The 21,247-nt window shown below is 69.5% G+C and carries 19 protein-coding genes; 1 reads left to right on the forward strand and 18 read right to left on the reverse strand.

Translation table 11 applies throughout. The annotated features are described in order from the left end of the window. The first annotated feature begins 2 nt into the window (after positions 1-2). Entirely contained in the window at positions 3-1,286 is a 1,284-nt protein-coding gene (gene gltA / locus VIL76_RS00180) for a citrate synthase (RefSeq protein WP_332042954.1), read from the forward strand. On the opposite strand, the gene lpxB is transcribed toward gltA, so the two are convergent. The 18 genes from lpxB to VIL76_RS00270 all read right to left on the reverse strand — a co-directional run bounded on the left by lpxB (position 1,283) and on the right by VIL76_RS00270 (position 21,184). Beyond that, positions 1,283-2,455, reverse strand: coding sequence for a lipid-A-disaccharide synthase (gene lpxB, locus VIL76_RS00185; RefSeq protein WP_332042955.1), 1,173 nt, complete (start codon positions 2,453-2,455; stop codon positions 1,283-1,285). The two genes, gltA and lpxB, sit on opposite strands and share 4 nt — an antisense overlap. After that, positions 2,452-3,291 carry a UDP-2,3-diacylglucosamine diphosphatase gene (lpxI, locus tag VIL76_RS00190; protein ID WP_332042956.1) on the reverse strand — a complete coding sequence of 280 codons (840 nt, stop codon included), beginning with the start codon at positions 3,289-3,291 and terminating at the stop codon, positions 2,452-2,454. Before lpxI ends, lpxB begins: the two co-directional genes overlap by 4 nt. Then, complete coding sequence (gene lpxA / locus VIL76_RS00195; RefSeq protein WP_332042985.1) at positions 3,291-4,082, reverse strand: acyl-ACP--UDP-N-acetylglucosamine O-acyltransferase; 792 nt, start codon at positions 4,080-4,082, stop codon at positions 3,291-3,293. Before lpxA ends, lpxI begins: the two co-directional genes overlap by 1 nt. Before the next feature lie 2 nt (positions 4,083-4,084). Next, complete coding sequence (gene fabZ / locus VIL76_RS00200; RefSeq protein ID WP_332042957.1) at positions 4,085-4,558, reverse strand: 3-hydroxyacyl-ACP dehydratase FabZ; 474 nt, start codon at positions 4,556-4,558, stop codon at positions 4,085-4,087. Next, positions 4,555-5,574, reverse strand: a complete 1,020-nt coding sequence (lpxD, locus tag VIL76_RS00205) for a UDP-3-O-(3-hydroxymyristoyl)glucosamine N-acyltransferase (RefSeq protein ID WP_332042958.1) — start codon at positions 5,572-5,574, stop codon at positions 4,555-4,557. Before lpxD ends, fabZ begins: the two co-directional genes overlap by 4 nt. Before the next feature lie 36 nt (positions 5,575-5,610). Further along, positions 5,611-6,288 carry an OmpH family outer membrane protein gene (locus VIL76_RS00210; RefSeq protein WP_332042959.1) on the reverse strand — a complete coding sequence of 226 codons (678 nt, stop codon included), beginning with the start codon at positions 6,286-6,288 and terminating at the stop codon, positions 5,611-5,613. Between the two features lie 6 nt (positions 6,289-6,294). Next, a complete protein-coding gene (gene bamA / locus VIL76_RS00215) occupies positions 6,295-8,772 on the reverse strand; it encodes an outer membrane protein assembly factor BamA (protein ID WP_332042960.1) in 2,478 nt (825 codons plus the stop codon). A gap of 29 nt (positions 8,773-8,801) precedes the next feature. Continuing rightward, the gene (locus VIL76_RS00220) at positions 8,802-10,013 is read right to left on the reverse strand and encodes an RIP metalloprotease (protein ID WP_332042961.1); all 1,212 of its coding nucleotides are present in this window, start codon (positions 10,011-10,013) and stop codon (positions 8,802-8,804) included. A 19-nt stretch (positions 10,014-10,032) separates the two neighbouring features. Beyond that, a complete protein-coding gene (locus VIL76_RS00225) occupies positions 10,033-11,232 on the reverse strand; it encodes a 1-deoxy-D-xylulose-5-phosphate reductoisomerase (RefSeq protein WP_332042962.1) in 1,200 nt (399 codons plus the stop codon). Beyond that, positions 11,220-12,062 carry a phosphatidate cytidylyltransferase gene (locus VIL76_RS00230; RefSeq protein WP_332042963.1) on the reverse strand — a complete coding sequence of 281 codons (843 nt, stop codon included), beginning with the start codon at positions 12,060-12,062 and terminating at the stop codon, positions 11,220-11,222. Before VIL76_RS00230 ends, VIL76_RS00225 begins: the two co-directional genes overlap by 13 nt. After that, positions 12,040-12,819, reverse strand: a complete 780-nt coding sequence (gene uppS / locus VIL76_RS00235) for a polyprenyl diphosphate synthase (protein ID WP_414695402.1) — start codon at positions 12,817-12,819, stop codon at positions 12,040-12,042. The genes VIL76_RS00230 and uppS overlap by 23 nt, the downstream gene beginning before the upstream one ends. Positions 12,820-12,872: 53 nt before the next feature. Further along, positions 12,873-13,439 carry a ribosome recycling factor gene (frr, locus tag VIL76_RS00240; RefSeq protein WP_332042964.1) on the reverse strand — a complete coding sequence of 189 codons (567 nt, stop codon included), beginning with the start codon at positions 13,437-13,439 and terminating at the stop codon, positions 12,873-12,875. Between the two features lie 38 nt (positions 13,440-13,477). Then, positions 13,478-14,197, reverse strand: a complete 720-nt coding sequence (gene pyrH / locus VIL76_RS00245) for a UMP kinase (RefSeq protein ID WP_332042965.1) — start codon at positions 14,195-14,197, stop codon at positions 13,478-13,480. Positions 14,198-14,292: 95 nt separating this feature from the next. Beyond that, a complete protein-coding gene (tsf, locus tag VIL76_RS00250) occupies positions 14,293-15,234 on the reverse strand; it encodes a translation elongation factor Ts (RefSeq protein ID WP_332042966.1) in 942 nt (313 codons plus the stop codon). A gap of 87 nt (positions 15,235-15,321) precedes the next feature. After that, a complete protein-coding gene (rpsB, locus tag VIL76_RS00255; RefSeq protein WP_332042967.1) occupies positions 15,322-16,155 on the reverse strand; it encodes a 30S ribosomal protein S2 in 834 nt (277 codons plus the stop codon). A gap of 174 nt (positions 16,156-16,329) precedes the next feature. Then, positions 16,330-19,776: a DNA polymerase III subunit alpha gene (dnaE, locus tag VIL76_RS00260; RefSeq protein ID WP_332042968.1), complete on the reverse strand. Its 3,447-nt coding sequence runs from the start codon at positions 19,774-19,776 to the stop codon at positions 16,330-16,332. A 32-nt stretch (positions 19,777-19,808) separates the two neighbouring features. After that, positions 19,809-19,898, reverse strand: a complete 90-nt coding sequence (sidA, locus tag VIL76_RS00265) for a cell division inhibitor SidA (RefSeq protein ID WP_332042969.1) — start codon at positions 19,896-19,898, stop codon at positions 19,809-19,811. 104 nt (positions 19,899-20,002) lie between these two features. After that, the gene (locus tag VIL76_RS00270) at positions 20,003-21,184 is read right to left on the reverse strand and encodes an acyltransferase family protein (protein WP_332042970.1); all 1,182 of its coding nucleotides are present in this window, start codon (positions 21,182-21,184) and stop codon (positions 20,003-20,005) included. Positions 21,185-21,247 lie beyond the last annotated feature (63 nt).

Genomic DNA, 21,247 nt, shown 5'->3' on the forward strand with positions numbered 1-21,247 from the left:
GCATGGGCGACACGGCGAAGGTCGGCATCGGCGGGAAGACCTACGAGGTCCCGGTCCTGAAGGGCACCGAGGGCCCGGACGTGGTCGACATCCGCAAGCTGTACGCCGAAGCCGACGTGTTCACCTACGACCCCGGCTTCACCTCCACGGCGTCCTGCGAAAGCAAGATCACCTTCATCGACGGCGACAAGGGCATCCTGCTGCACCGCGGCTACCCGATCGACCAGCTGGCCGAGCAGTCGAGCTTCCTGGAAGTCTGCTACCTGCTGCTGCACGGCGAGCTGCCGACGGCGGACGCCTATACCGAGTTCGAGCACAACATCACCTACCACACGATGTTGCACGACCAGTTCGACCGGTTCTTCATGGGCTTCCGGCGCGACGCGCACCCCATGGCGATCATGGTCGGCGCGGTGGGCGCGCTCTCCGCCTTCTACCACGACAGCACCAACATCGACGATCCGCAGCAGCGGATGATCGCCACGCACCGCCTGATCGCGAAGATGCCGACCATCGCGGCGCGCGCCTTCAAGTACTTCCGCGGCCAGCCCTTCGTGCATCCGCGCAACGAGCTCTCCTACGCGGAGAACTTCCTGCGCATGTGCTTCTCGGTCCCGGCCGAGGACTGGAAGCCCAATCCGGTGCTGACGCGGGCGATGGACCGCATCTTCATCCTGCACGCCGACCACGAGCAGAACGCGTCCACCTCGACGGTCCGCTCGGCCGGCTCGTCGGGCGCCAACCCGTTCGCCTGCATCGCCGCCGGCATCGCCTGCCTCTGGGGCCCCGCGCACGGCGGGGCGAACGAGGAGGCGCTGAACATGCTGAAGGAGATCGGCACGGTCGACCGCATCCCCGAGTACGTCCAGGGGGTGAAGGACCGCCGCTATCGGCTGATGGGCTTCGGCCACCGGGTCTACAAGAACTACGACCCGCGGGCGAAGGTCATGCAGAAGACCTGCCACGAGGTGCTGGCCGAGGTCGGCAACCCGAATGACCCGCTCCTGAAGGTGGCCATGGAGCTGGAGAAGATCGCGCTCAACGACGAGTACTTCGTCGAGCGCAAGCTCTACCCGAACGTCGACTTCTACTCCGGCATCACCCTGCGCGCCCTGGGCTTCCCGGCCGAGATGTTCACGGTGCTGTTCGCGGTCGCCCGCACCGTGGGCTGGATCGCCCAGTGGAAGGAGATGATCGAGGACCCGGCGCAGAAGATCAGCCGTCCGCGGCAGCTCTACACGGGGGCCTCGCAGCGCGACTACGTGGCGGTGGAGAAGCGGGGCTAGGCGCCCCGCGCGTCCAGGATCTCCAGCACCGCCTCGGCGGCCGCCTCGTTGGGGTCGGGTCCGCCGCGGCCCATCCTGTCGAGGGCGGCGTACTGCGCCGCCCTTTGCGTTTCGCGCAGGGCGGCATCGTCCAGCCTCAGCGCGATCTCGCGGGCGAGGTCGGGACCATTGCAGGCGTCCTGCACCAGCTCCGGGGCGACGAAGTCCTGGGCGGCGATGTTGAAGAGCGTGATGTACTTCGTGCGGATCAGGCGCTTCAGGAGCGCATAGGTCACCGGGCCGAGGCGGTAGCCGACCACCATGGGCACGCCGGCGAGCGCTAGCTCGGTCGTCACCGTGCCCGAGCAGGCCAGCGCCACGGTCGCAGCCTTCATGGCGTCGTGCTTGGCCTCCTCGCCTTCCAGCACATGTGCCCGGTGCGGCCAGCCGGCGACGCGCGCCTTCACGGTCTCGGCCACCGTCGGCGCCGCGGGGATGACGACGTGCAGCTGGGGCCGCTGCGCCTTCAGCCGGCTGACCGCATCCTCGAACGGCGGCAGCACGCGGTGGATCTCGCCCGGCCGGCTGCCCGGCAGGACCAGCAGGACCGTATCGTCGGCGGCGGCTCCGATGCGCTGGCGCAGGCGGGCCGGGTCCGCGCCGGAAAAGTCGATGTTGAGCGCGGCGTTGCCGACGAAGGTCACCGGCAGGCCGGCCGCCTCGAAGTAGGGCGCGTCAAACGCGTGGATGGAGAGCAGGTGGTCGACGGCGCCGGCGAGCGTCTTGGCCCGCCCGGGCCGGCTGGCCCAGACCTGCGGGCCCACGTACTTGACGATCGGCACGCCGGGCAGCTGCTTCCGGAGCTGCTGCGCCACGCGCAGGGTGAAGCCCCAGGAGTCGATCAGGACCGCGACGTCCGGCCGCTCCCGCACCGCCAGCGCCACCGTCTCGCGGAGGCGGCGCACCACCTTGCCGTAGGCGAGCAGGCCCTCGAGCAGTCCCAGGATGGAGAGCTCGGCGATGTCGAACGGGCTTTCCAGCCCCTCCGCGCGCAGCTTCTCGCCGCCCACGCCCACGAACCGCACCCCCTCGCCGAGCCGGCGCCTCAGCGCACGCGCCAGGCCGGCGCCGCGGTCGTCGCCAGAGGCCTCCGCCGCCACCAGCATGACGGTGAGCGGCCGCGGTCTCATGGGGCCTGCGGCTCCACGCCGAGGATGAAGACGCCCAACTCGTCGGCCGCCGCGATGACCGCCTCGCGGTCGAGCACCAGCAGCCGTCCCGCCTCCCCGACGATCCCGGCCAGCCCGGCGCGGGCGACGGCCTGGACGGTGGCCAGGCCGATGGTGGGCAGGTCCACGCGGGTCTCCTGGATGGGTTTGGGCGCCTTGGCCAGCACGCCTGCCCCGGCCCCGGGTTTGCCCTTCAGGTGGGCCGGCAGGTCGGCGACGCGGGCCAGCATGGCGTCGGTGCCCTCCTGGGCCTCGACCGCCAGAACCAGGCCGTGGGCGACCACGGCGGCCTGCCCCACGTCGAGGCGGCCGATGGCGCGGGCGACCTCCAGGGCGCGCTCGGCGTCGCCGTGGTCCGCCTCGGAGGGGACGTGGCGGCCCAGCGGCCCGGCGGGCAGGCCGAGGTCGTCCATCACCTCGTGCGCGCCCTCGACGGCGAAGCCTTCCTTCTCGAACTCGCCGACCAGCAGCCGAAGCAGCGCGTCGTCCCCCCTGCGGGCCGCGGCGATGGCGCGGGGCAGCACGGCCATCCCGCGCAGGTCCGGCACGAGGGCGCCGAAGTCCGGCCGGCTGACGTTGCCCGCCAGGCAGACGGCCTCGCAGCGGGCCTCCTTCAGGGCCTTGAAGCACTTGCCGAGCTCGGCGATCCCCACCTCGGCGCCGGCGTAGTCGGCGAGGTCGGGCCCGGCGAAGCCCTTCAGGCGGATCACGAAGACCGGCCGTCCGGCGCGCTCGCAATGCTCGGCGATCTCGACGGGGAGGTCCCCGCCGCCGGCGATCAAGCCGAGCTTCTTCATCAGACTTCGCGTTCGGGCAGGCAGAGCGGGCGGCTGGCGTCGGCGCGGATGAAGTCGATGATCTCCATCACCTCCGGACTGTCGGCGTAGGTCTCGGCGGTGTCGGCCAGCCGCTCCTGGAAGGTGCCCTCGTCGGCGAACAGCAGGCGGTAGGCGGCGCGCAGGGTGGTGATGGTCTCGCGGCTGAAGCCCCGGCGCTTCAGGCCGACCAGGTTCAGGCCTTCGAGGTGGGCGTGGTTGCCCCAGACGGAGCCATAGGGGATCACGTCCTTCACGACGGCCGCGAGCCCGCCGATCATCGAGTGCCGCCCGACCCGGGTGAACTGGTGGACGGCGGCGAGGCCGCCGACGATGGCGAACTCGCCGATCTGGCAGTGGCCCCCGAGCGTCGCCTGTTTGGTGAGGATCACATTGTCGCCGACGGTGCAGTCGTGGCCGACGTGGCTCTCGATCATGTAGAGGCCGCGCGAGCCCACCTTGGTCACCCCGCCGCCGTGGACGGTGCCCAGGTTCATGGTGGCGTGCTCGCGGATCAGGTTGTCGTCGCCGACGACCAGCCGGGTGTCCTCGCCCTTGTAGGCGGTGTGCTGCGGCGGCCCGCCAAGGACCGCGAAGGCGTGGATGTCGTTGCGGGCCCCGATCTCGGTGGAGCCCTCGATGACCACGTGGGAGCGGACCTTGGTGTCGGCGCCGATGCGGACCTTCGGCCCGATCACGCAGAAGGGCCCGACCTCGACGCCGTCGGCCAGCTCGGCCCCGCGCTCGACGAGGGCGGTCGGATGGATCGTCACGCTCACTGGGTTTCGACCACCATGGCGGCGAACTCGCACTCCGCGGCGAGCTTGTCGCCCACCAGCGCCCGGCCGCGGAACTTGAAGATGTCGCCGCGGTGCTTGATCACCTCGACCGGCATGCGGATCACGTCACCCGGCCGCACCGGCGAGCGGAAGCGGCAGTTGTCGAGGCTCATGAAGAGGATGGTCTTGCCGGCCACGTCGACTTCCAGCGACTTCGACATCAGCACGGCCCCGGTCTGGGCGATGGCCTCGACGATCAGCACCCCGGGCATCACTGGATAGTCCGGGAAGTGGCCCTGGAAGAAGGGCTCGTTCACGGTCACGCACTTGATTCCGACGATCGATTCCGAGGGCCTGTACTCCTCGCAGCGGTCGACCAGCAGGAAGGGGTAGCGGTGGGGGATGCGCGACAGGATCTCGGTGATGTCGATCTCACCGGAGCCTTCGTTCACCGGCGCCTTGCGGCTCATGGCTTCCGCTCCTCCTTGCGGCTCGCCATGCGCGCGAGCCAGGCCGTCTCCCGGTGCCACTGGCGCATCGGGCGGGCCGGCATGCCGCCCCAGGTCTCCCCGGCGGGCACGTCCTTCATCACTCCGGACGCAGCCCCGATCCGCGCGCCGTCGCCGATGGTGACGTGGTCGGCCACCCCGGCGCGGCCGCCGAACTGGACCCCGTCGCCGATGGTGACGCTCCCGGAGATGCCGGTGTAGGCCGCCATCGCACAGTTCCGTCCGACGCGCACGTTGTGGGCGATATGCACCTGATTGTCGATCTTGGTGTTCTCGCCGATCACCGTGTCCTCGAAGGCGCCGCGGTCAATGCAGCTGTTGGCGCCGATGGTCACGCCATCCTGGATGATCACCCGCCCGAGCTGGGGGATGTCGATCAGCCCCTTCGGACCGGGGGTGGCCCCGAAGCCGGGCTCCCCGATCACCGCGCCGGCGAGGATGCGCACCCGGTCGCCGACCAGGGCGAAGCCGATGGTGACGTTGGCGGAGATCTCGCAGTCGCGCCCGATGGCGACGCCCGGGCCCACCACGCTGTTGGGCCCGATCACCGTCCCGCGCCCGATCTGGGCGCGCGCCCCGACCACGACGCCAGGCGCCAGCGTCACGCCCTCCTCGAGGCGCGCGTCGGGGGCTACGCCCTCACCGCCGCCGGCCCGCCGCGGGCGATGGAGCCGCTCGGCAGCCAGCGCGTAGGCCCCCTGCGGCGTTGGGGTGACCAGGGCCGCACAGCCGGCCGGCAGGAGGGCGGCGTCGTCCGGGCGGACGAAGCAGGCGCCGGCGCGCGCGGTCTCCAACGCGGCGGCGAGCTTGCGGTCGGAGAAGAAGGCGACGGTGTCGGCCTGGGCGTGGGCCAGGATGGCCACGCCGTGAACTGGCCGCGCGGCGGCGGCCGGGTCGGCCAGCTCGGCCCCGGTCAGCCCGGCGAGCTCGCCGAGCGTCACCGGGCCCAGGTCTTCGAAGAAGCGCGGGTCGGGCATGGCCCTTCTTAGCCGGACTCGACCCGCGGTCTAGACCTAGCGGCGAGTGGTGGCCGGCGGCGTGGCCGCCGCGGGACGCGCCGCCGGAGCGGCCGCGGCCGCCTGGTCGAGGCGCTCGCGGTCGAAGGCGAACTGGGTGATCTTGGCGTTGAGGCCCGCCACCACGGCCGGGGTGATGTCCATGGCCGGATTGGCGATGACGACCGCCTGGCGGTTGACCAGCAGCGAGCAGCCGCGCTGCTGATAGACCTGGCGGATCACCGGCTCCATTTCGTTGCCGACGCGGGAGATGGCCTTCTGCTCGGTGGCCTGGACCTCGCGGTCGCGGAGCTGGGCCTTGCGCTGCAGGGCGTTGACCCGGACCTGCAGGGCCGAGGCGCGCTGCTCCAGCGTCGTGCGGTCGAGCGTGGCCTTTTGGGTGTCGAGGGTCTTGCCCTCGTTCTCGATGGCCGTCCGCTCGCCGTTCAGCTCGGCGTTCACCTGGCCGACGATCTGCTGCATGCGGGTGTCGATGTACTTGCCCACGGTGGAGCCGCCGACGGCGCCCTCCACCGACAGGACGCACACGCCGCCGACGGCCGGGCCGTGGGTGACGGCGGCGGCGGCCGGAGCCGCTGCGGGCGGGGTCGCCGGACGTTGCTGCGCGAACGCGACGGAGCCCGAGCTGAGGGCGACAGCAGCGCAGGCAGCCACGGCGAGAGGTTTGAAGGTCATTGGATGTCAGAACCTGGTTGAGGTGGAGAACCGGAAGGTTTCGGTCTTGTCGTAGTCTTCTTTGGCCAAAATCTGGCTGAAGTCGAAACGGATCGGACCCATGGGCGATCGCCAGAAGATGCTCAAGCCGACCGATGCGCGCAGCGACAGATCGTCCTTCACGCAGGACTTCCGCTGGCCGGGGGCGCCGGGGTTGATGATGCTCTTGGTCGGATCGGCCGGATCCGGGATGATGGGGTTGAGGCAATCCGGTTCGCCGGGCTGGTAGACCAGGTCACGGTCGTCCAGCAGGCCGAGGGTGCCGACGTCGCCGAACACGGCGGCCTTGATGCCGTACTGCTCGGGCAGGAAGGTCGGAATCGACAGCTCGACCGAGCCGATCGCGTAGGCCTTGCCGCCCAGGGCGTCGCCGCGCTGACTGGAGATCTCGCGCGGGCCGATGCCCGCGGCCTCGAAGCCGCGGAAGTTGTTGCCGCCCTTGTAGAAGCGGTCGTTGATCCGCACCGAGTCGCCGGCCCAGCCGCCGACGAAGCCCGCCGAGGCCGTGACGCTGAGGATGAAGTCGCGATTGAAGCCGTGGTACCAGCCCGCCTCGCCTTCACTGCGCAGGTAGTTCACGTCGCCGCCCAGGCCCGCGAGGTCCTGGCTGGCCTGGACGTAGAAGCCGCGCGTGGGGCGCAGCGGGTCGTTCCGGCGGTCGAGGCGCACGTCGTAGCCGATCAGCGAGGTGACAAACGCGCCGCGCTGCTCGCACAGCGTCGAGGAGATCAGGAAGCTGTTGCAGAGCGAGTCGTCGATATCGACCTTGTCCTGGCGCAGCGTGTAGCGCAGGCCGGCGCGCGAGTTCAGGCTGAGCGGGAAGCCCAGGCGAAGGCCGCCGCCCAGCGTCTCGGTCTTGTAGGCCGAGTAATCCGTCAGGTCGTACTTGTAGTAGTAGGCGTCCGCGCCGGCGGCGAGGTCACGGCCCAGGAAGCGCGGCTCGGTGAACGAGAAGTCCACCGTCTGGCGGATCGAGCCCAGGGAGACCCGGGCCCGAACGTTCTGGCCGCGGCCCCGGAAGTTCCGCTGGGCGATGCCGAGGTCGATGATCAGCTGGTCGACGGAGGAGTAGCCGGCGCTGAACGACAGCTCGCCGGTGGGCTGCTCCTCGACCTGCACCCGCAGGCCGGTCCGGTCGGGCGCGGAGCCCGGCGTCTCGGTGATCTCGACCTCCTTGAAGAAGCCGAGCGCCCGGATCTGGTTGCGAGAGCGGTCCACCAGCGCGCGGTTGTAGGCGTCGCCTTCGGTGAGGTTCAGCTCCCGGCGGACCACGTAATCCAGGGTCTGGGTGTTGCCGACCACGTCGATGCGGTCGACGTAGACGCGGGGGCCCTCGTTGATCTGGAACACCACGTCGACGGTCTTGGTCTGGCGGTTGGGCGTGTAGCGGGGCCGGACGTCCACGAAGGCGAAGCCGGCCGCGCCGGCCGCGAAGGTCAGGGCGTCGGTCGCCTGCTCGATCTTCTCGTCCTCGTAGAGTTCGCCCGTGCGCAGCGGCACCAGGGTCTGGAGGACCTCGGTGTTGAGCTTCTGCAGCTCGCTCTGGACCTTGATCTGGCCGAACTTGTACTCGGGGCCCTCGTCCAGGGTGTAGGTGACGACGAAGCCGTTCTTGTCGGGCGCCAGCTCGGCGATCGCGGAGGCCACCCGGAAGTCGTAGTAGCCGCGGTTGCGGTAGTGCTTGCGCAGCTGCTCCTTGTCGTACTCGAGCCGGTCGGGGTCGTAGTTCGCGTTGGTCGAGAAGAACTTGTACCAGGTGGTCTGCTCGGTCACGACCACGTCGCGCAGGTCGTTGTCCGAGAAGGCGGTGTTGCCCAGGAAGTTGACCCGGAGGATGCCGCTCTTCGGGCCCTCGTCGATCTTGAAGATCAGGTCGACCCGCTTCTGCGGCAGCTCGACGATCTGCGGCGTCACATTTGCCGAGATTCGGCCTGAGCGGCGGTAGAGCTCCACGATCCGCTGGATGTCGGACTGCACCCGGGCGCGGGTGAAGATGCCGCGCGGCCGGACGGACACCTCGTCCCTGATCTTGTCTTCCTTGAGCCCTGAATTCCCTTCGAAAATCACCCGGTTGATGATCGGGTTCTCGACCACGTTGATGATCAGGTCGCCGTCCTGGAAGTCGATCCGGACGTCGGAGAACAGGTCCGTGCGGAAGAGGGTCTTCAGCGCCACGTCTATCCGGGCCGGGTCCACCGTCTCGCCCGGCTGGATCGGCAGGTAGGAGATGACGGTGGTGGGCTCGATCCGCTCGTTGCCGCGCACGATGATGCGCTGCACGACGCCGCTCTGCGGCGCAGGCGCAGGGGCTGGGGTCGCGGGGGCAGGCGCGGTCGCCTGCGGCTGCTGGGCGAGCGCCGCCCCGGGGGCGACGAGCGCGGAGGTGCCCAGAAGCAGGGCAACGCCGGAGGCTAGCGCAGCGCCTTGGGCGCGGTGTCTGTACATCGAATCAGCCGTTTTGGAAGGGTCGGTGGCTAGGAGAATAGCCCGCCGAAGAAGTTGAACACACGCAGGCGCTGCAGATCGTTCCAGGTGGCGAACAACATCAAACCGAGCACCAGTGCAAGGCCCACCCTGTACCCTGCCGCCTGAACCTTGGCAGCAAGAGGGCGCCGGGCGACCGCTTCGTAGGCATAGAAGAGCAGGTGTCCCCCGTCGAGCACAGGGACCGGCAGGAGGTTGAGGAAGCCGATGCCCACGGAGATGTGCGCCATGAGGCTCACCAGGGTGAGCAGGCTGCCCGCCACCAGGCTCTGGAAGTCGGGCGCGTGCTGGACGTTCTGCTTGGTGAGCCCGCCGGCGATGTGCGCCATGCCCAGCGGTCCGGAGATCTGGTCGGCCTTCTCGCGGCCCGAGATCATGCGGCCGAGATAGAAGACGGTCGTGCTGATCACGTCCTGGCAGCGCTGGACGCCGCCGACTATCGCCGACAGCGGGCCGCGCCGCTCCATCACCGTCGGATGGTCCTCGAACGCCAGGCCGACGCGCCCGAGGCGCTGGGTGCCGCCCATGACGTCGCGCACGTCGCCCCGCTCGGGGGTGCCCACCAGCGTCACCTCGCTGCCGCTGCGCTCGACGAGGAACTCGGTCACGCTGCCGGTGCGGAGGGCGATCACCTGCTGGACATCGCTGTAGTGGCGTACGGTCCGACCCTGGGCCTCCAGGATGCGGTCGCCCGGGCGGAAGCCGGCCGCCTGCGCCGGGCTGCCCGCTTCGACAGCCCGAACCACCACGTCGGCGCGGGGCTCGCCGACCGTCATCAGCAGGCCCGCGAAGATCACCGTCGCCAGCACGAAGTTCGCGAACGGCCCGGCCGCCACGATGATCGCCCGCTGCCACAGCGGCTTGAAATGGAAGTAGCGGGACAGGGCCCCTGCCCCCTCCTTGGCCACGATCTCGGACTTCAGGGTGTCGAGCTCAGCCTGGTCGGGCAGGCTGGCGGCGTTCTCGTCGCCGGCGAAGCGGACGTAGCCGCCCAGCGGCAGCCAGCCGATCCGCCATTCCACGCCGTGCCTGTCCGTCCAGTGGGCGATCGCCTTGCCGAAGCCGATGGAGAAGCGGTCGACGGCAGTGCCCAGCCAGCGCGCCGCCAGGAAGTGGCCGAGCTCGTGGACCGTCACCACCACGCCGATGATCAGCAGGAAGGGGATGATCCAGTAGGCGGCGGTCTGCAGGAAGCCGATCATGTCTGAAGCTTCTCCAGTCTCAGGCCCGAGCCATAAGGCCGTCCACGACCTCGCCCGCCACGCGGCGCGCCGTCGCATCCACGGCCCGGGCGGCCGCCAGGGCGTCGTCGTCGGAGGCCGACGAGAGGTCCTCGCCGGCCGTTTTGTCGAGAGTCTCGGCCACCACACGGGCGATGTCGAGGAAGCCGATCCGCCGCTCCAGGAAGGCGGCCACGGCCACTTCGTCGGCGGCGTTCATCACCGCGGGCGCAGCGCCGCCGGCCGCCAGCGCGTCCTTGGCGAGCTTGAGGGCCGGGAAGCGGGCGAGGTCCGGCTCCTCGAAGGTGAGCTGGCCGGCGCGCGCCAGGTCCAGCCGCTGGGCCGGCCACGGGAGCCGGTCGGGCCAGGCGTAGGCGCAGGCGATCGGCGCGCGCATGTCGGGCGGGCCGAGCTGGGCGAGCGTCGAGCCGTCGGCGTATTCGACCAGGCTGTGCACGATGGACTGCGGGTGGATGAGGACCTCGACGCGTTCGGCGGGCATGGAGAACAGGTAGGCGGCCTCGATCACCTCCAGGCCCTTGTTCATCATGGTGGCTGAATCGACCGAAATCTTGGCGCCCATGTTCCAATTCGGATGGGCGAGCGCCTGTTCGGGCGTGGCGTGGGCCATCTGCTCGCGGCTCCAGCCGCGGAACGGGCCGCCGGACGCGGTCAGGATCAGGCGCGCGACGTTGTGGGCGTTGGCCGGGTCGAACACCTGGAAGATGGCCGAGTGCTCGGAATCCACCGGGATGACCACCCCGCCGGCGAGCTTGGCCTGGCGCAGCAGCGAGGGGCCGGCGCAGATCAGGCTCTCCTTGTTGGCCAGGGCGACGACGGCCCCGGCGCGGGCTGCCGCGAGCGTAGGCGCCAGGCCGGCGAAGCCGACGATGGCCGACATCACCCACTGGGCGTCGGCGGCGGCGGCGTCGGCGACGGCCGTGGCGCCGGCGGCGGCCTCGATTCCCGTGCCGGCCAAGCGCTCGCGCAGCTCCGGCAGCTTGGTCTCATCTTCGATGACCGCCAGCCTCGGCCGCCAGGTGCGCGCCTGCTCCGCCAGCTTGGCCACGTTGCGGCCCGCGGCCAGCGCGGTGACCTCGACCTCCACCCCCGCCTTCTCGAACAGATCAAGCGTCGAGACCCCGATGGAGCCGGTGGAGCCCAGGACGCTCACCTTGCGGGGCAGGCTCAATGTCCCCATCCCCAGTGGTTGGCAAGCCGGGCGATGGACATCACCACGACGGCGAACATCAGCCCGTCGACGCGGTCCAGAAGCCCGCCGTGGCCAGGGATCAGGTCGCCCGAATCCTTCACGCCGAAGCGGCGCTTGATAGCCGATTCCCAGAGGTCCCCGGCCATGGTGGCCAGCCCCACCACCAGCCCGATGAAGCCGGCGGCCACCAGGTTGAGCCGGAACACCGACAGCGCCGACATCAGCGTGCCGACCAGGGCCGCGGCCAGCAGCCCGCCGACGAAACCCGACCAGGTCTTGTTGGGCGAGAACCGGGGCCAGAGCTTGGGGCCCTTCAGGGTGCTGCCGACCGCGAAGGCGCCGATGTCGGCCGCCCAGGTGACCGCGAACAGCATCATCACCCACCAGTGGCCCTGCTCCGACATGCTGTGGTTGGCGTCGCGCAGCCAGACGATGCACATGCAGGCGGGCGCGATGTAGATGACGCCATAGGCCGCGTCCGCCGGACGCTCGGCCACACCGCGCGCCACCAGGGCCGCGGCCGCCGCGCCGAGGACCACGGCGCCCCATGCCAGCCAGTAGTGCTCGAAATGGACGAGGAACACGGCGCAGAGCACCGCCGTCGTGACGGCGGCCGAGATCCGCACCGGCGCCTGCGGGGCGCTCATGCCGCCCCACTCGATCGACAGCAGCGCCACGGCCATGGCGATCACCACCAGGAAGAACCAGCCGCCGAACCAGGCGGCGGCCAGGGCGGCCGGGACCAGCACGCCGGCCGAGGCGACTCGCAGACCCAGGTTGGTCCAGTCGAAGCGTCTAGCCTGCGGCAAGGACGTCATCGGCCACGACAGCCCCATAGCGGCGGTCGCGGGCTGCGAACGCCTGGAGGGCCGCCTTCAGGTGCTCCTCGCCATAGTCGGGCCAGAGCACGTCCTGGAAGACCAGTTCGGCGTAAGCGGCCTCCCAGAGCAGGAAATTGGAAAGCCGCTGCTCGCCCGAGGGCCGGATGATCAGATCGGGTGGCGGGGAGTCGGCGGTGGCCAGGTAGCCCTGGAAACGCGCCTCCGTGAGGTCGGAAGGCTCGGCGCGGCCGGCGGCCACGTCCTCGGCGAAGCGCCGCGCGGCGTCGGCGATGTCGGCCTGGCCGCCGTAGTTGAACGCGACGTTGAGGAAGAACCGGTCGTTGTGCGCGGTGCGGGCCTGGGCGTCGTCGATGATCTTCACCAGCTCCTTCGAGAGCCCCTGGCGGCGGCCGATGACCCGGACCCGCACCCCTTCCCGCTCGAGCCGGACGATGTCGCTTTCGAAGTACCGCTTGGGCAGGGCCATCAGTTCGGCCACCTCCGTGGCCGGACGGCTCCAGTTCTCGGTGGAGAAGCCGAAGACGGTCAGCCAGCGGATGTTCAGCTTGGGCGCGGCCTCGACGGTGCGCTTCAGGGCCTCGACGCCGGCGCGGTGGCCCAGGGACCGCGGCAGGCCCCGCTGCTTCGCCCAGCGGCCGTTGCCATCCATGACCACGGCGACGTGCAGGGGCGCGGGCGCCTCGGCGCCTTTCTGCGGCGCGCCCGCGGACGGATGCTTCTCTTGGGCGGCCATGACGTGGGTGATCCTAGGGACGCGGCGTGCAGCGCGCATCAAGCGCCTGTGCGCTAGACGTGCATGATCTCTTGTTCCTTGGCTTTCAAGGCTTCGTCGATGCGCTTGATCGCCTCGTCCGTCAGCTTCTGGACCTCGCCCTCGAGCTTCTTGTGCTCGTCCTGGTTGATCACGTGGTCCTTCTCGGCCTTCTTCAGGTCGTCGTTGGCGTCGCGGCGGATGTTGCGCACCGCCACCCGCTGCTGCTCGGCGTACTTGGCCGCGATCTTGGCGAGCTCCTTGCGTCGCTCCTCGGTCAGCGGCGGGATTGGGATGCGCAGGTTCTGGCCGTCGACGACCGGGTTCAGCCCCAGACCCGAAGAGCGGATCGCCTTCTCCACGGAGACCACGAGGCCGCGGTCCCAGACGTTGACGGTGATCATGCGCGGCTCGGGCACGCTGATGGCGCCCACCTGATTGATCGGCATGGAGCTGCCGTAGGCGTCGACGTTGATCTGGTCGAGGAGGCTCGCCGAGGCGCGGCCCGTCCGCAGGCTGCCGAACTCTTCCTTCAGCGCGCCGACCGCCTTGTCCATGCGGTCCCTGTACTTGGAAAGCACCGGCTTCTCGGTCGTGGCCATGGCCCCTCTCTCCCTTGTCTCGTACGAACTCGTAGCGCTCACGCGATGGTCGTATAGACCCCTTCGCCCTTGAGCACCTTCAGGAAATTGCCGCGTTCCTTGATGGAGAACACCACGATCGGCACCTGGCTGTCGCGCATCAGGGAGACCGCCGAGGAGTCCATCACCCGCAGGTCCTTGGCCAGGACCTCCTGGTAGCTGAGGGTCTCGTAGCGCTCGGCCGAGGCGTCCTTCTTCGGGTCGGCGGTGTAGACGCCGTCGACGCTGGTGCCCTTGAACAAGGCGTCGCAGCCCATCTCGGCGGCGCGCAGCGCGGCTCCGCTGTCGGTGGTGAAGAACGGCGCGCCGACGCCGGCGGCGAAGATCACCACGCGGCCCTTCTCGAGGTGGCGCAGGGCCCGCCTGCGGATATAGGGCTCGCAGACCGCCTCCATGGGGATCGCCGACTGGACGCGGGTGTAGACGCCGATCTTCTCCAGCGCGCCCTGCATGGCCAGCGCGTTCATGACGGTGGCCAGCATGCCCATGTAGTCGGCCTGGGCGCGCTCCATGCCCCGGCCGGCCAGCGAGACGCCGCGGAAGATGTTGCCGCCGCCGATGACCAGGCAGAGCTCGACGCCCGCCTTCACCACCTCGGCGATGTCCTCGGCGGTGCGCTCCAGGACGGCGGTGTCGATGCCGAACGCCTGGTCGCCCATCAGGGCCTCGCCCGAAACCTTGAGCAGGACACGTTTGTGGCGCGGCGGGGCGTCGGGCATCGGCAGGTCCGGGTGTTGCGGCGAACGGTAGTTATAACAAGGGCGCGGCGCGCGTGAACGCGCCGCGCCCCCATTTTTTGGAGCGGGCTTGGGCCTTAGGCCCGGCCGGCCATCTGCGCCACTTCCGTGGCGAGGTCCGGACCCGCGGGGCCCTTGTCCACGCCTTCACCGAGCGCGAAGCGGACGAACGCTTTCACGGCCACCGGCCCGCCGGCTTCCTTGGCCGTCTCGGCGATCAGCTGCTCGATCGTCTGGTCGGGGTTCATCACGAACGGCTGCTTGAGGAGGACGACCTCCTCCTGCCACTTGCGGATGCGGCCCTCGACCATCTTCTCGGCGATCTCGCGCGGCTTGCCCGATTCCATCGCCGTCTGGGTCTGGATCTCGCGCTCCTTGGCCACGACCGCGGGGTCGAGCTCGTCGGAGGTGAGCGCCAGCGGCGGGGTCGGGGTGCCGGCCACGTGCATGGCGATCTTGCGGCCCACGTCCTTCAGCTTCGCCTGGTCGCCGGCGCCCTCGAGGGCCACCAGCACACCGAGGCGGCCGACGCCTTCGCCCTGCGCATTGTGCAGGTAGAGGGCCACGGCGCCCTCGCCCACCGTGAGGCGAGCCGAGCGGCGCAGGCGCATGTTCTCGCCGATGGTGGCGATGAGGTTCGTCACCATGTCCTGCACGCTATCGCCCGAACCGAGCTTGGCCGCGGAGATGGCTTCGACGCCATCGACGTCCAGGGCGACCTTGGCGATGTCGCGGGCCGCCTGCTGGAACTTGTCGTTCTTGGCGACGAAGTCGGTCTCAGCGTTCAGCTCGATGAGCACGCCGGTCTTGCCGTCGCCGGAGATCAGGCCCGCAACCAGGCCCTCGGCCGCGGCGCGGTCCGACTTCTTCGCGGCCTTGGAGAGGCCCTTGGTGCGCAGCCAGTCCATGGCCGCCTCGACGTCGCCATTGGTCTCCTGCAAGGCCTTCTTGCAGTCCATCATGCCCGCGTCGGACTTTTCGCGCAGTTCCTTGACCAGCGCAGCGGTGATCTCCGCCATGGTCAGCTCCTTCATGGGTCTAGAGGCGGCGGACCGGCAGCCGGCCCGCCGTAGAGGGTCCTGTGGTCAGCGAAAGCCCGAAGGGGCTCAGCTGGCCTGTTCTTCGCTCGGCTGCTCGGCCGCAGCCTCGGCCCCGGCGTCCGCCGCCGGAGCGGGGGTATCAGGGGTCAGGTCACGGGCGAGCGCCGGCTCCACCGGGGCTTCCGAGGCGCCGATGTCGACGCCCGAGGCCACCTGGCCGGCGGCCAGGCCGTCGAGGATGGCGTCGGCCAGCAGGTCGCAGTAGAGCTGGATGGCGCGCGCGGCGTCGTCGTTGCCGGGGATCGGATAGGTAATGCCGTCCGGATTGCAGTTGGTGTCCAGGATCGCGATCACCGGGATGTTCAGCTTGCGCGCTTCCTGGATGGCGATGGCTTCCTTGTTCGTGTCGATCACGAACATCAGGTCCGGGATGCCGCCCATGTCCTTGATGCCGCCCAGGGAGAGCTCGAGCTTGTCGCGCTCACGGGTGAGCTGCAGCAGCTCCTTCTTGGTGCGGCCGCTGTCGCCTTCCAGCAGGCCTTCCAGCTCGCGCAGGCGGGCGATCGAGCCCGACACGGTGCGCCAGTTGGTGAGCGTGCCGCCCAGCCAGCGGTGGTTGACGTAGTACTGGGCGCAGCGCTTGGCGGCCGTCGCGATCGGCTCGGAAGCCTGGCGCTTGGTGCCGACGAACAGGATGCGGCCGCCGCCGGCGGCGACTTCGCGCGCCTTCACCAGGGCCTGGTGCAGCAGCGGGATCGACTGCGACAGGTCGATGATGTGGATGTTGGAGCGGCTGCCGAAGATGAACTTTTCCATCTTCGGGTTCCACCGGTGGGTCTGGTGGCCGAAGTGCGCGCCGGCCTCGAGCAGCTGGCGCATAGAGAATTCAGGCAGAGCCATAGTCTGTGTCTCGTCTTTCTTCCGGTTGAACCGCCGCAGGCAAACCCTCCGAAGAGGACCGGAACGGACCTGGTCGGGATGTCTCCCCGGCCGGGCCGAACGCCTGCGTGTGGATTGGAGCGGCGGAAATAGGGGCTGAAGCCCCAAAAATCAAGCCCGCAGAGATGCTTGGCCTTAGAGGTCCTCGACCAGGACCACGCCGGGGGCGGTCTTCACCGCGCCGCGCACGGCTGGATTGAGAGTGAAGCGCTCCGGGAGCTTCACCTCGATCTCGCGCCCGCCGCCGAGCGGGGCGACCAGGACGACCTCCGCCCCCCGGCCGCTGGGCACGCCGAGGCGCGCCTTCAGCGCGTCGATCGCCAGCGTCTCCGGCGAGACGTAGACGCGCAGGCCGGAGACCACGTTCTCGATCGCCTTCTCCACCGGCTGGGCGCTGTCCCCGAAGAACCGGACCTCGCCTTCGGACGCCTTGGCGCGGACCATGATCGAGACCGCCTTGCCGGGCTCGAGCGCGTCACGACAGCGGCGCAGGGCCTCTGGGGGGAATAGCACCTCGTACTCGCCCGTGGGGTCGGAGAGAGTCACGAAGGCGAACTTCTCGCCGGTGCGGCCGGGCTTCTCCTGCTTTCGCCGTACGATGCCGGCCATGCGCAGGGCCTCGGCGCCGGACAGCGCCTTGGCGACGGCGTCGGCGTAGAGGTCGGTCCGCTTGCGCCGCAGCGCCTCCACCATGTCCTCCAGCGGGTGCCCGGAGAGGTAGAAGCCGATCGCCGCCAGCTCCTCGTCGAGCCGCTCCGTGGGGGTCCACGGGTCGCGCTTCGGCATCTTGCGCTTCTGCGCCTCGGCCAGGTGGTCGGTGGAGTCGCCGAAGAGCGCGGCCTGGTCGGAGGCGCGCTGGCTGGCGACCGCCTGGGAGAAGCCGACCAGCAGGTCGGCGGCCTCCACCAGCTGGGCTCGGTTTGGGTGGATGGAATCGAAGGCGCCGGCGCGGGCCAGGGTCTCGAAGGTGCGCTTGTTGATCTGCTTGGGGTCCACCCGCTCGACGAAGTCGAAGATGTCCCGGAAAGGCCCACCTTCCTTGCGAACCTGGACCACGTGCTCCATCGCCTGCAGGCCGACGTTGCGGATGGCGCCCAGGGCGTAGAGCACCTCGCCGTTCTCCACCTCGAAGTCGGCGGCCGAGCGGTTGATGTCCGGCGGCTGGATCTTCACTCCGAAGCGCTTGGCGTCCTGGTAGAAGACGCTGAGCTTGTCGGTGTTGGCCATGTCGAGGCTCATCGAGGCCGCGAAGAACTCGACGGGCGCGTTGGCCTTCAGCCAGGCGGTCTGGTAGCTGACGACCGCGTAGGCCGCGGCGTGGGACTTGTTGAAGCCGTAGCCGGCGAACTTGTCCACGAGGTCGAAGATGGCTCCGGCCTGCTGGCCCGAGATGCCGTTCTTCTCGGCGCCGGAGACGAACCGGGCGCGCTGGGCGTCCATCTCCTCCTTCTTCTTCTTGCCCATGGCGCGGCGCAGAAGGTCGGCTTCGCCCAGGCTGTAGCCCGCCAGGATCTGGGCGATCTGCATCACCTGCTCCTGGTAGACGATGATGCCGTAGGTCTCGTTGAGCACGGGAGCCAGGGTCGGGTGCAGGGTGTCGATCGGCTTGCGGCCGAACTTGCAGTCCACGAAGGCCGGGATGTTGTCCATCGGGCCGGGGCGATAGAGGGCGCCGATGGCGGTGACGTCCTCGATCGAGCCTGGGCGGAGCTGGCGCAGGGTGTCACGCATGCCCTGCCCTTCCAGCTGGAAGACCCCGACCGTCTGGGCGTTGCTCATCAGCTCGTAGGTCTTGGGATCGTCCAGCGGCAGGGCGGCGATGTCCACCGAGGCGCCGCGCTTCTCCAGGTACTTCACGGCCCGGTCGATGACGGTGAGCGTCTTCAGGCCCAGGAAGTCGAACTTCACCAGGCCGGCTGACTCCACCCACTTCATGTTGAACTGTGTGGCGGGCAGGTCCGAGCGCGGGTCGCGGTAGAGCGGCGTCAGCTCGGTGAGCGGGCGGTCGCCAATGACCACGCCGGCGGCGTGGGTCGAGGCGTTGCGGTAGAGGCCTTCCAGCTGCAGGGCCGTGTCGAGCAGGCGGGCCACCGCCTCGTCGTTGTCGCGCTCGTGCTTCAGGCGCGGCTCGATGTCGATGGCCTGGGCGAGCGTCACCGGGTTGGCGGGGTTGGCCGGCACCATCTTGGCCAGACGGTCGACCTGACCCAGCGGGAGTTGCAGCACACGACCGACATCGCGCAGGACGGCACGCGCCTGCAGGGTGCCGAAGGTGATGATCTGGGCCACCCGGTCGCGGCCGTAGCGCTGCTGGACGTAGGAGATCACCTCCTCGCGCCGCTCCTGGCAGAAGTCGATGTCGAAGTCGGGCATCGACACCCGCTCCGGATTCAGGAAGCGCTCGAACAGCAGGCCGTACTGCAGCGGGTCGAGGTCGGTGATGGTCAGCGAATAGGCGACCAGCGAGCCCGCGCCGGAGCCCCGGCCGGGGCCGACCGGGATGCCCCTCGCCTTCGCCCACTTGATGAAGTCAGACACGATCAGGAAGTAGCCGGGGAACCCCATCTGGGTGATGACCCCGATCTCCCGCTCGAGCCGCTGTTCGTACTCCTCCACAGGGCGGGCGTTGGCGCGGCCGGCGGCCATGCGCAGCTTCAGGCCTTCGCGGGCCTGGTGCGCCATCTCCTCGGCTTCCGTACGGCCGCCCTCGGTGGGGAAGCGCGGCAGGATCGGATCGCGCTTGTGCACCATGAAGGCGCAGCGCCGGGCGACGTCGAGGGTATTGTCGCAGGCCTCCGGCAGGTCCTGGAACAGGGCGCGCATCTCGGCGGCGGGCTTGAACCAGTGCTCGGTGGTGACGCGCCGCCGCTCCTCCTGGCCGATGAAGCTGCCATCGGCGATGCAGAGCAGTGCGTCGTGCGCCTCGTACATGCCCGCCTTGGCGAAGTAGGCGTCGTTGGTGGCGACGAGCGGGATGTCGTGGTCGTAGGCGAAGGCCACCAGCTCCGGCTCGGCGGCCGCCTCACGGGGCATGCCGTGCCGCTGAAGCTCAATGTAGAAGCGGTCGCCGAACACCCGCTGCATCTCTTGGAGGGCGCGGCGGCCCTCCTCGGCCTTCTTCGCGCCGGCGGCCAAGAGGTGGTCCACCGGACCGTCCGGTCCGCCGGAGAGCAGGATAAGTCCCTCGGCCCGCGCAACGACCTTCTCCCAGGCCACGTGCGGCTCGTCGGCGGCGTCGCATTCCACGTAGGCGATTGAGGAGAGTTCGCAGAGGTTGAGGTAGCCGCGCTCGTTCTGGGCGATCAGCACGACGGTCGGCGTCTTGGCCCACCGCTCCGGCGGCTTCTCGCCGATGCCGGAGACCGGGAGCGCGCAGCCGATGATCGGCTGGACGCCGTCGCCCTTGGTGGCGACGGAGAACTCCAGCGCCCCGAAGAGGTTGGCGCGGTCCGCGATGCCGACGGCCGGCATGTGGGCCGCCTGGGCCAGCTTGCCGATCTTGTCGGCCTTGATCGCGCCTTCCAGCAGGGAGTAGGCCGAGCGGACCCGCAGGTGAACGAAGCCAAGCTCGCTCTCGCTCACGATCGCCCTCTCCCCCATACGCATGGCGGAGATCAGCCCAGGTGAGCCGCCACCGCGCACATCATCCAGACAAAGCTGGCCACCGAGGCAAAGGCCAGTGATTCCCGAGCCAGACGAACCATGTGCGACGTTCCTGCTGTGGATGTTCGTTGAATGTTCTTATTTCTGGTTTTGTTCTCGCAGTCAAGCCGGTGGGTTGCGACATCGGGCGGCCGCTTTGCCCTCGCTACGCGACATCCTCTGCAGCCATCCTAGTCCGCTTGCGCGGCAGCGCCGCCGGCTTCGGCTTCACGCCGAACAGGAAGCGCATCGGCCCGATCGGGCGGATCGCCAGGTGGTAGATGGCGAGGGCCGGTCCGGCCGTGATCAGCACCAGCAGCGCGCCCTCCAGGGGCAGCGGCAGGCGGACCGGAAACAGCAGATAGGCTGAGATCAGCAGGATCGGCTGGTGCAGTACATAGATCGGCAGCACCGCTTCGTTCAGGTAACTCAGCACCGCCGACGGCCTGTTCAGGTAGCGGGCGCCGTAGCCGAACACGGCGAGCACCGTGGCCCAGCCGTAGAGCCCGTCGCTGACCCAGTAGGCGAGGGAACCGGCGCCGTGCGGCGGCTGGCTCATCGCCCAGGCTCGGCAGGCGAGGTTCACGGCGAGCAGCGCCACGGCTGCCAGCGCAAGGCCGCGCCGGCGGGCCTCGACGAGGCGCCAGAAGTCCCCTCGCCCGGCCGCCAGCACCCCCGCGGAAAATGCCGCGATCCAGATCAGGTGCGCCCCCCAATCGTTGACGAAGGACCAGGTCTGCGGGGCCCACCGGTCGATGACGACATGGCCGGCTGCGAGCATGATCGGCGGAACCAGCAGGAACCCGGCCAGAGGAAGGCGCGCCTCGAAGCGTGCCCACTGCTCACGGCCGACAGCGCCGAACAGGGCTGACAGGACCATTGCGTATGCGAACAGATAGACCAGGAACCACAGGTGGTCCCAGGTGGGCACGGTCTTGCCGAGGGGCGCCACCAGGCTCTGGTCAGCGCGCAGGTACGAGCCCAGCCAGAAGTCGAGGTAGCCCTGCTGGGTCACGCCCTTGTCGACCAACTCGATCCAGGTCTGCGGCGGGATCACCACGAACATGCCGAACAGGATCACAGGCTGCAGCCGAAGGAGGCGGTTCCAGGCGAAGCCGCCGGCGCCCAGCTTGCCCAGGAGGAAGCGGCTGGCGACGCCGGAGATGACGAAGATCATCACCATCCGCCACGCGCCCAGGGCCGACATCGGCCACTCGAGCCAAGGGACGAGCCGGGGACTCTTCAGGTTGTAGGCCCAGGTCACGTAGAGCAGGCCGGTGTGAAAGAGGATCAGCAGGGCGAAGGCGAGCACGCGCAGCCAGTCCAGGTGGTGCTTGCGGTCGGTCATCAGCGGGCTCCAGGGACCTGTGGTCAGGCCCGCATGGTTCCCGCCGCCGGCCCACGGGTCTCC

Source organism: Phenylobacterium sp. (genome assembly GCF_036563285.1).
Classification (GTDB): Bacteria; Pseudomonadota; Alphaproteobacteria; order Caulobacterales; family Caulobacteraceae; genus Phenylobacterium.

Bases quoted from the DNA above. Each gene is read 5' to 3' on its own strand.
- gltA (WP_332042954.1), top strand. From the start codon at position 3: ATGGGCGACACGGCGAAGGTCGGCATCGGCGGGAAGACCTACGAGGTC.
- lpxB (WP_332042955.1), bottom strand. From the start codon at position 2,455: ATGAGACCGCGGCCGCTCACCGTCATGCTGGTGGCGGCGGAGGCCTCT.
- lpxI (WP_332042956.1), bottom strand. From the start codon at position 3,291: ATGAAGAAGCTCGGCTTGATCGCCGGCGGCGGGGACCTCCCCGTCGAG.
- fabZ (WP_332042957.1), bottom strand. From the start codon at position 4,558: ATGAGCCGCAAGGCGCCGGTGAACGAAGGCTCCGGTGAGATCGACATC.
- lpxD (WP_332042958.1), bottom strand. From the start codon at position 5,574: ATGCCCGACCCGCGCTTCTTCGAAGACCTGGGCCCGGTGACGCTCGGC.
- VIL76_RS00210 (WP_332042959.1), bottom strand. From the start codon at position 6,288: ATGACCTTCAAACCTCTCGCCGTGGCTGCCTGCGCTGCTGTCGCCCTC.
- bamA (WP_332042960.1), bottom strand. From the start codon at position 8,772: ATGTACAGACACCGCGCCCAAGGCGCTGCGCTAGCCTCCGGCGTTGCC.
- VIL76_RS00220 (WP_332042961.1), bottom strand. From the start codon at position 10,013: ATGATCGGCTTCCTGCAGACCGCCGCCTACTGGATCATCCCCTTCCTG.
- VIL76_RS00225 (WP_332042962.1), bottom strand. From the start codon at position 11,232: ATGGGGACATTGAGCCTGCCCCGCAAGGTGAGCGTCCTGGGCTCCACC.
- VIL76_RS00230 (WP_332042963.1), bottom strand. From the start codon at position 12,062: ATGACGTCCTTGCCGCAGGCTAGACGCTTCGACTGGACCAACCTGGGT.
- uppS (WP_414695402.1), bottom strand. From the start codon at position 12,819: ATGGCCGCCCAAGAGAAGCATCCGTCCGCGGGCGCGCCGCAGAAAGGC.
- frr (WP_332042964.1), bottom strand. From the start codon at position 13,439: ATGGCCACGACCGAGAAGCCGGTGCTTTCCAAGTACAGGGACCGCATG.
- pyrH (WP_332042965.1), bottom strand. From the start codon at position 14,197: ATGCCCGACGCCCCGCCGCGCCACAAACGTGTCCTGCTCAAGGTTTCG.
- tsf (WP_332042966.1), bottom strand. From the start codon at position 15,234: ATGGCGGAGATCACCGCTGCGCTGGTCAAGGAACTGCGCGAAAAGTCC.
- rpsB (WP_332042967.1), bottom strand. From the start codon at position 16,155: ATGGCTCTGCCTGAATTCTCTATGCGCCAGCTGCTCGAGGCCGGCGCG.
- sidA (WP_332042969.1), bottom strand. From the start codon at position 19,898: ATGGTTCGTCTGGCTCGGGAATCACTGGCCTTTGCCTCGGTGGCCAGC.
- VIL76_RS00270 (WP_332042970.1), bottom strand. From the start codon at position 21,184: ATGACCGACCGCAAGCACCACCTGGACTGGCTGCGCGTGCTCGCCTTC.